The sequence below is a fragment of the Actinoplanes sp. NPDC049316 genome, from assembly GCF_040677315.1.
Classification (GTDB): Bacteria; Actinomycetota; Actinomycetes; order Mycobacteriales; family Micromonosporaceae; genus Actinoplanes.
Map to the genome: position 1 here is coordinate 85582 of NZ_JBFAQM010000034.1, position 8633 is coordinate 94214.

At 73.1% G+C, this 8633-nt stretch carries 7 protein-coding genes; all 7 read left to right on the forward strand.

What is annotated here, in order from left to right:
* The first annotated feature begins 121 nt into the window (after positions 1-121).
* The gene (locus tag AB0K03_RS35125; protein ID WP_364694352.1) at positions 122-1882 is read left to right on the forward strand and encodes a phosphatidylglycerol lysyltransferase domain-containing protein; all 1761 of its coding nucleotides are present in this window, start codon (positions 122-124) and stop codon (positions 1880-1882) included.
* Positions 1873-2559, forward strand: coding sequence for a hypothetical protein (locus AB0K03_RS35130; RefSeq protein WP_364694355.1), 687 nt, complete (start codon positions 1873-1875; stop codon positions 2557-2559). Before AB0K03_RS35125 ends, AB0K03_RS35130 begins: the two co-directional genes overlap by 10 nt.
* Positions 2556-3587, forward strand: a complete 1032-nt coding sequence (locus tag AB0K03_RS35135) for an alpha/beta hydrolase-fold protein (protein ID WP_364694358.1) — start codon at positions 2556-2558, stop codon at positions 3585-3587. Before AB0K03_RS35130 ends, AB0K03_RS35135 begins: the two co-directional genes overlap by 4 nt.
* 201 nt (positions 3588-3788) lie before the next feature.
* Positions 3789-5090, forward strand: coding sequence for a methyl-accepting chemotaxis protein (locus AB0K03_RS35140; RefSeq protein WP_364694361.1), 1302 nt, complete (start codon positions 3789-3791; stop codon positions 5088-5090).
* Positions 5091-5226: 136 nt separating this feature from the next.
* On the forward strand, positions 5227-6006 hold the full coding sequence (locus tag AB0K03_RS35145; RefSeq protein ID WP_364694364.1) for an IclR family transcriptional regulator: 780 nt from the start codon (positions 5227-5229) through the stop codon (positions 6004-6006).
* 164 nt (positions 6007-6170) lie between these two features.
* Positions 6171-7715 (forward strand): GMC oxidoreductase, encoded by a 1545-nt coding sequence (locus AB0K03_RS35150; protein WP_364694367.1) that lies wholly within the window; start codon positions 6171-6173, stop codon positions 7713-7715.
* A 42-nt stretch (positions 7716-7757) separates the two neighbouring features.
* On the forward strand, positions 7758-8633 hold an 876-nt coding region (locus AB0K03_RS35155), incomplete at its 3' end, for an ATP-binding cassette domain-containing protein (RefSeq protein ID WP_364694370.1).

Sequence of the window (8633 nt, forward strand, 5' to 3'; positions counted from 1 at the left end):
CCGATAGGGGCACCTCCTCCGTCAAAAGTCGTAGGGCAGTCGCCGAGGTCCCGACCACGGGCCGAAGCCGGCCGGCCCGCAGCGTGGGCAAGATGTGCGCCACCAGACGAGGAGGATGTCCATGTCCGGCAGACCCGGGGGAGTCACCGCCGTCGCCGAGCGGCCGGAGGCGGCTCGATCGCGGGCCACCGCTGTGGCGCCGTGGCGGCCGCCGCCGTCGCGTGCAGTCGTGGCGCGGTGCGTGCAAGTCGTGGGCGCGATCGACGCCGTGTGCGCGGTCGTACCGTCCTGGCATCATCGGATGGCGCCGATGGCGCACCTGATGCCGACCGCCGGGATGGTGACGGCCCGCACGGCGACGGCCGTGGTGGGTGTCCTGCTGGTGTATCTGGGCGCCGGCCTGCGCCGCGGCAAGCGGCGGGCGTGGCAGCTGGCCACCCTGCTCTGCGGGCTGAGCGTCGGGCTGCACCTGGCCAAGGTGTCCCCGGCTCCCGCGGTGGTCGCGGCCGTGCTGTTGCTGGTCCTGACCGTGGAACGGCACCGATTCCGGGCGCGCGGAGACGTGGGCAGCCGGTGGCGCGCGCTCGGCGTGTGCGCGGGCTTCATCGGTACGGGTTTCCTGCTCGGCTTCGTGGAGGTCGCGCTGCGGGCCGGTCAGATCGCCGGGGCGGCCGGCCCGCTGCAGTGGGCTCAGCACGTGGCGCTCGGCATGGTCGGCGTCACCGGGCCGCTGCGCTTCGATCACGCGGCCACGGCAACCGCGGTCGACCTCACCACCGGGGCATTCGGGCTGCTCGGATTCGGCGCCGGTGCCGTGCTGCTGCTGCGGCCCGGCACCCGGCGCGCCGGCTGGGCCGACGGCGAGGAGGCCCGGGTTCGCGACCTGCTGTCCTGCCACGGCGAGACGGACTCGCTCGGATACTTCGCGTTGCGGCGCGACAAGTCGTTCATCTGGGCGCCGTCCCGGCGGGCGGCGGTGGCATACCGGGTCGTCAACGGCGTCAGCCTGGCCTCCGGCGATCCGCTGGGCAACCCCAGCGCCTGGCCCGAAGCCATAGCGGCGTGGCTGTCCGACTGCGACGCGCACGGCTGGACCCCGGCGGTGCTGGCCTGCAGTACGGCCGGCGGAACGGCGTACCGCCGGCTCGGTCTCGATGTCATCGAGCTGGGGGACGAAGCCGTGCTGGATGTGCCCGGCTTCTCGCTGCAGGGCCGTCCGATGCGGACGGTCCGGCAGGCGGTCGCCCGTACGCGCCGCGCCGGCTACACCGTCGAGGTGGCCCGGCTGCGCGACCTCGACGAGGCTGTGCTGGACGAGGCCCGTACGTGTGCCAAGGCGTTCCGGCACAGCTCGGTGGAGCGTGGCTACTCGATGGCGCTGTCCCGTTTCGGTGAGACAGGCGACGGCGACTGCCTCGTCGTGCTCTGCCGCGACGCCGAGGGCCGGGTCCGCGGGCTCCTGCAGTTCGTGCCCTGGGGTACGTCGGGGCTGTCACTGGACCTGATGCGCGGCGACCGCAGCGCCGAGAACGGCGTCACCGAACTGATGATCACCAGCGCTGTGGAGGCCGCTGCCGCGTCGGGGATCGAGCGCATCTCGCTCAACTTCGCGATGCTGCGCTCGGTGCTGGCCCGGGCCGAGCAACTCGGCGCCGGTCCGGTGATCCGGCTCTGGGCACGGATCCTGCGTGCCCTGTCGGGCTGGTGGCAGATCGAGTCGTTGTACCGGGCCAACGCCAAGTATCAACCCCAGTGGCAGCCCCGGTTCCTGTGCTTCCCGTCGGCGCGCGACCTGCCCCGCATCGCGGTGGCCGCACTCAGCGCCGAGGCGTTCCTGCCCTCCGCGCGCCACCCGAGCGAGGAGTCGCCGCAGTGCGACTGACCGGCTTCCCGCTCATTCTGCTGTGCGGCGCCGCGGCTGTCGCCGCCCTGGTGTCGACCGTACGGATGTGGTCGCGGGGTGGGCGGTGGCGGCCGCTGATCCGCACCGTGGCCTGCGTCTGCGCCGAGGTTCTGGTGGTCCTCACGATCGGGCTCGTGGTCAACCGCTATCAGAGCTTCTATCCCTCGTGGCAGGCGCTGACCGGCTCCGACGCGAAGCAGCCGATCGCCGCAAGTCCGCGCATGGCCGGCCAGGAGCTGCCCGACTTCGGTTCCGCCGCCGGGCGGTGGCACCTCGCCCAGGCGCCCGAGGTGTCGGTGCCACCGGACTACACCGCTCGGACCGGCGTCGCCTTCCCGCTGCTGCTCGTGCTGCACACGGCCGCGGACGAGCAGGCCGTACGCGCCGCGGCGACGCGTACCCCGGACGTGGTTTGCGTTGCCATCACCCCGGCCGCCGCGACCTCACCGGCCGATGTCCAGGCTGTGCTCACCGAGGTGCGCCGCAGCGTCCGCATCAGCGACCACGGCTTCGCCGTGGTGACCGACCGATCCCACCGGGGCCTGGCTGATCGGATCGGTGCGCCGGTGACCACCACCGGCACCGGGTGGCCGGCAACGCTCGCGGCCGCCGCCGGCACGCTCCCGCCGCCGCTGGCGGCACCCCTGCAGCCATGAGCATCGACGCCACGGCCACCGTCGTGCTCGGCGCCGTTCTGGCCGTCTCCGCCACCCTGATCGCCGCCTGCCTGTGGGATCGGGCCCGCGCCGTCGGCAGGACCCTGCTCACCTTCCTCGTCGTCCTGCTGCTGAGTGTCACGTGCGCGCTGCAGCTGAACCGTCTGACGGTGGCGTACCCGACGTGGTCCGCGCTGGTCGGCGGGCCCTCGCGGGAGGTGGCGCTGTCGTCCGGGCTGCGTACCCGCCCCGGGGGCGGCCGGCTGCTGACCGTCACGGTGCCGGGCCGGGCCAGCGGGCTGACGCTGACGATGGGCGTCTATCTGCCGGCCGCGTACGACACGCCGGAGGGGGCGGGTCGGCGGTTCCCGGTCATCGAGATGCTGCACGGCTACCCGGGATCGCCGAGCACGTGGGTACGCCGGCTCAAGGTCGTCCAGCACCTCGACGAGGAGATCATCGCGGGCCGGATGGCGCCGGCCGTGGTGCTGCTGCCGTACCAGACTCCGAAGAGGCTGCTGGACACCGAATGCACCAACCTGGCCGACGGCCCGCAGACCGAGACGTTCCTCACCGAGGACGTCGCGGCCTACGCCGCCGACCACTACCGGGTACGGACCGACAGCGCCGGCTGGGGCCTCATCGGCTACTCGGCCGGTGGCTTCTGCGCCATGAACCTCGCCCTGCGCCACCCCCACCGGTACGCGGCGGCAGCCTCGCTGTCCGGGGATGCGGGCCCCGGCATCGCGGTCGGTGACGGGAGCGAGAACACGACCAACAACGTCGCCTGGCGTCTGCAGCACCTGCCCCAGCCGCCCCTGTCGTTCTACGTGGCGTGGGCCGCCGACGACCGGGAATCACGCGACGGCTCACGTGCCGTCGTACGCCTGGCCCGGCCGCCGCTGCGCGTGACGGCGGTCGAACTGCCGAGCGGTGGGCACAGTCACGCGCTGTGGCGGCGAATGGAGAGCCCGGCGCTGGACTGGCTGTCCGGGCAGCTCGCCCGCAGCATCCCGATCGACCGCTGAGGCGAGCGGCGCCGGGCGGAGCCGCTCCTCGATCACCCGCGCCGCGTCCCGGCTCATTGCGGACCCGTGGGCGATTTCGAAGGATCATGCCCGCGCCGCTCCGGCAGTGATGACCCAGTTCCCGCAACGCCCCCTCATGTCGGCGGCCGTCGAGCCGATACTTGTTCTACTGCGACGGCTGCATGAGGGGCGAGGATCTGCATGAGCGACACCACGGGGGGCACGGACGCCACGGTCCTGGGCGACCAGCCCGCACGGCGCCGGCCGTCGGACGACGTCTCGATCTCCGGGCGGCTGGTGGGGCCTCTGTACGGCGCGTCCGGGGTGAGCATGGTCCTCTACGGCCTGACCACCCGCTCCGAGGGCCACGGGTGGGTGATCGTCGGTGGCTCGGCGGCGACGGTCATCGCGGGGATCGGGTTCGCGCTGGACTGGTCGCGGGTGCCGCGCGGGCTGGCCCGGGCCATGCCGTACATCGCGCTGGTCATGCTCTGCGCCGTCGGCCTCGGTTGTCCCGACGCCGTCCCGGTGACGACCATGTCGGTCGCGATGGCCCTCATGTGGGGCGGCGTCGCCCTCGACCTCGTCGATCTGGTCGGCCTGGCCGTCGGCGCCATACCCACCGTCGCCCTTCCCCTGGCCCTGCACACCGGCCCCGCCACGGTGGTACGGCAGACGGTGGTGGCGGTGATCGTGGTGACGGCCATCGGGGGCGCCATGCACTGGCTGCGTCGCCAGCTGGACGCCGCACAGGCCCGTGGAGTCCAGGCCCAGGCCGACGCGGCCGCCGCCATGCTGGCCCAGCAGCGCGAACGGGAGGAGTCGGAACGGGTCCGAGCGGCCTCGGCGGCGGCCGAGCTCGCCGAGCGCACGGCCCTGCAGGACAAGGTCTCGACCGAGGCCACCAGCCTGGCCGGCGCGGCCGCGACGGTGAGCGACCAGGCCGGGGCGGCGGCACAGGCGGTCAGCGAGATGTCCCGGGCACTGCGCGAGTTGTCCGAGACCGCCCACGCCTCCGATCGCATCGCCGGGATCGTGGCCGACCGGGCCCAGCAGGCCAGCGACGTCATGGCGGCCCTGGCGGGGTCGAGCAAGCAGATCATGGCTGCCAGCGACGTCATTCAGGGCATCGCGGCGCAGACCAACCTCCTCGCGCTCAACGCCACCATCGAGGCCGCGAGAGCCGGCGACCTCGGCAAGGGCTTCGCCGTGGTGGCCGGGGAAGTGAAGGACCTCGCACGTCAGTCCGGCGAGAACGCCGATGCCATCACCCGGACCCTGGACGAGGTCCAGGCCCAGGTCGACGCCGCCGTCACCCGGGTAGCCGAGATCACGGCCAGCATGGGGGAGCTGGGCGCCCAGAACCAGACCCTCGCCGCGGCGATCGAGGAGCAGTCCGCCACGGTGGCCACGGTGTCGGGCAACGTCTCCGAATCAGCCACACAGGCGCGCCGCATAGCGGATGGCGTACGGGAGCTCGAGCAGATCAGCCGCGCGGGGTGACCGCCCCTGTCCCTCCGCTCCGCTCTCGCCGAAGTCGGCGGTCAGCACGACCGGACGGGAACCATCACGAAGGCGAGGTGGACGGGGCCGGGCAGCGCCGACAGGCGTGCAGGCGGAGGTCCACTACAGTTGCGCTATGAGCAACGGGCGGACGGAGCGATCGCCCGCCCTCGTGCAGTCGGTGGACCGGGCGGTCACCGTGCTGGAGATCCTGGCGCGCCGCGGCGACGCCGGCGTGACGGAGATCGCCGTCGAGCTCGGCGTCCACAAGTCGACCGCGTCGCGGCTGGTCGGCGCGCTGGAATCGCGCGGGCTCGTCGAGCAGGTCTCCGGCCGCGGCAAGTACCGGCTCGGGCTGGGCATGGTCCGGCTGGCCGGAGCCGCCGCCGCCCGCATCGATCTGCCGGAGGCGGCCGGACCGGTCTGTGCCCGGGTCGCCGAGGAGCTCGGTGAGACCGTCAACGTCGCCGTGCTCGACGGCGACCGCAGCGTCAACATCAGCCAGGCGCTCGGGCGGGCCGCCGTGAGCAGCTACAACTGGGTCGGGCGGCAGACCCCGTCGCACGCCACGTCCAGCGGCAAGGTGCTGCTCGCGTACGCCGGCGCCGACGCGCGCCGGGCAGCTCTGGCTCGGCCGCTCGACGCGTACACGCCGTACACGATCACCGATCCGGTCGTGCTGCGGCGGCAGCTGGCCGAGGCGGAGCGGGCGGGGTGGGCCTCGACCGCCGAGGAGCTCGAGATCGGTCTGCACGCGGTGGCCGCACCGATCCGCGGCGCGGGCGGGCGGGTGGTGGCGGCGATCAGCGTCTCCGGTCCCTCCTACCGGCTGCCGGTCTCGGCGTTCGCCGAGCTGGCCGCGCAGCTCAAGGCCGCGGCCGCGGAGATCGGCCGCGGTCTCGGCCATTCCGGCTGACCCGCGCCGGTCGCCGTTGCGCATTGCGCTCTGGTAAAACTCTGCCGCCGGCATTGACCACTGTGGTGCACCGCGCCAACCTATGGCGAGCGTCGCGGAGCGGTCACGCCGGCGACGCCGGAAGCCGTGTGCCCGGCCGTCCGATCCGGCGAGTCAGAGGAAGCATGACGCTGAACAGCTCCGCAACACACGAATACGACGTGGTCATCGTCGGCGGTGGCACGGCCGGCTCGGTGGTGGCCTCCCGGTTGTCCGCCGATCCCGCGGTGCGGGTCTGCCTGGTGGAGGGCGGACCGTCCGACGTGGGCGACGAGCGCGTCCTGAAGCTGCGCAACTGGCTCAACCTGCTCGAATCCGAGCTGGACTACGACTACCCGACCGTGCCCCAGCCGCGTGGCAACTCCCACATCCGGCATTCCCGCGCCAGGGTGCTCGGCGGCTGCTCCTCGCACAACACGATGATCAGTTTTCTGCCGCCGCCCGGGGACTTCGCCGGCTGGGAGGCGGCCGGCGCGAACGGCTGGTCGTACGAGCGGATGCTGCCGTACTGGCACCGGCTCGCCGTGCACATCGAACCGGTCGCCGAGACCGATCGCAACCCGCTCACCGCCGACTTCGTCGCCGCCTGCCACACCGCGCTCGGGGTGCCGGTGCACGAGGACTTCAACGCCGCGCCGTTCGCCGAGGGCACCGGGTTCTTCCCGGTCGGCTACCACCCCGGCACCGGCATCCGCTCGTCGGCCTCGGTGGCGTATCTGCACCCGTACCTCGACCGGCCCAACCTGACCGTGCTCACCGAGACGTGGGCCCACCACCTGGACACCGACGGCGACCGGGTGACGGGCGTGCGCGTGCGCACCGCCGGCGGCGAGGACCTGACCCTGCGGGCCACCGCGGAATACGTGCTCAGCGCCGGCGCCATCGACACCCCACGGCTGCTGCTGCTCTCCGGCATCGGCCCCGCGGCGGACCTGCGCAAGCTCGGGATCGAGGTGGCCCAGGACCTGCCCGGCGTCGGCGAGCACCTGCTGGACCACCCGGAGTCGCTGATCCTGTGGGAGGCGAGCCGGCCGGTCCCGCCGCAGTCGGCCATGGACTCCGACGCCGGGCTGTTCGTGCGCCGCGACCCGGCGGCTGACCGCCCGGACCTGATGTTCCACCTGTACCAGATCCCGTTCACGCTGCACACCGCCCGGCTCGGCTACGACGTGCCCGAGCACGGCTTCGGCATGACCCCCAACGTCCCGCGCCCGCACAGCGTCGGCCGGCTGTGGCTGGCCGACGCGGATCCGCGCACCAAGCCGGCCCTGGACTTCGGCTACTTCACCGACCCGGACGGCTACGACGAGAAGACGATCGTGGACGGCCTGAAGATCGCCCGCGAGGTGGCCGCCACCGAACCGTTCCGGTCGTGGATCGCCCGCGAGATCGCGCCGGGGCCGGACGTGCGCACCGATGCGGAGCTGTCCGCGTACGGCCGGGCGGTGCATCACACCGTCTACCACCCGGCCGGCACCTGCCGGATGGGCGCCACCACCGACGCGCTCGCCGTGGTCGACCCCGAGTTGCGGCTGCGCGGCTTCGCCAACGTACGGATCGCGGACGCGTCCGTGTTCCCCACCATGACCTCCGTCAACCCCATGGTCGCCGTGCTGCTGGTCGGCGAGCGGGCCGCCGATCTGGTGGCCGCGTCCCTGCCGGCCGGGTGACCCCGCCACCGCCCACCGACGACCGCGACCTCGAGGATGCCCATGCCGGCCACGAGCGCCCCGCCACCGCCCACCATCGCCGTCGAGCAGCTCTGGAAGGTGTTCGGACCCCGCGCCGGCCGCATCGTCGGCACCCCGCTCGCCGACCTGTCCCGCGCCGAGTTGCGTGCCCGTACCGGATGCGTGGCCGCGGTCCGCGACGTCAGCTTCGACGTCCGCCCCGGCGAGGTGTTCGTGGTGATGGGCCTGTCCGGCAGCGGCAAGTCCACCCTCGTGCGGTGCCTGACCCGGCTGATCGAGCCGACCGCCGGCGAGGTGCGCATCGACGGTGAGCCGGTCCGCGCGATGAGCCCCCGCCAGCTGCGGGAGCTACGCCGGCACGGCGTGGCCATGGTCTTCCAGCACTTCGGTCTGCTGCCGCACCGGCAGGTCGTCGACAACGTCGCCTACGGGCTGGAGATCCAGGGCGTGCACCGGGCCGAGCGGCACGCGCGGGCCCGGCGGATGCTCGACCTGGTCGGCCTCGAAGGTCACGAGCACGACTACCCCGATCAGCTCTCCGGCGGCATGCAGCAGCGCGTCGGTCTGGCCCGGGCGCTGGCCGGCGATCCGGCGGTGCTGCTGTTCGACGAGCCGTTCAGCGCCCTCGACCCGTTGATCCGCCGCGACATGCAGGCGGAGGTGCGCCGGCTGCACGCCGAGGTCGGCAAGACGCTGGTGTTCATCACCCACGACCTCGCCGAGGCGCTGTCGCTGGGCGACCGCATCGCGGTGATGCGCGACGGGGCGCTGGTCCAGGTCGGTACGCCGGAGGACCTCGTCGGCTCCGCCAGCTCCAGGGTCTGCGCACCCAGGACCGCCCGGTCCAGATCATCATCGTCGGCCTCGGCGACGCGGTCGACAGACAACCCCTCGAAC

Bases quoted from the DNA above. Each gene is read 5' to 3' on its own strand.
- AB0K03_RS35125 (WP_364694352.1), top strand. From the start codon at position 122: ATGTCCGGCAGACCCGGGGGAGTCACCGCCGTCGCCGAGCGGCCGGAG.
- AB0K03_RS35135 (WP_364694358.1), top strand. From the start codon at position 2,556: ATGAGCATCGACGCCACGGCCACCGTCGTGCTCGGCGCCGTTCTGGCC.
- AB0K03_RS35140 (WP_364694361.1), top strand. From the start codon at position 3,789: ATGAGCGACACCACGGGGGGCACGGACGCCACGGTCCTGGGCGACCAG.
- AB0K03_RS35145 (WP_364694364.1), top strand. From the start codon at position 5,227: ATGAGCAACGGGCGGACGGAGCGATCGCCCGCCCTCGTGCAGTCGGTG.
- AB0K03_RS35150 (WP_364694367.1), top strand. From the start codon at position 6,171: ATGACGCTGAACAGCTCCGCAACACACGAATACGACGTGGTCATCGTC.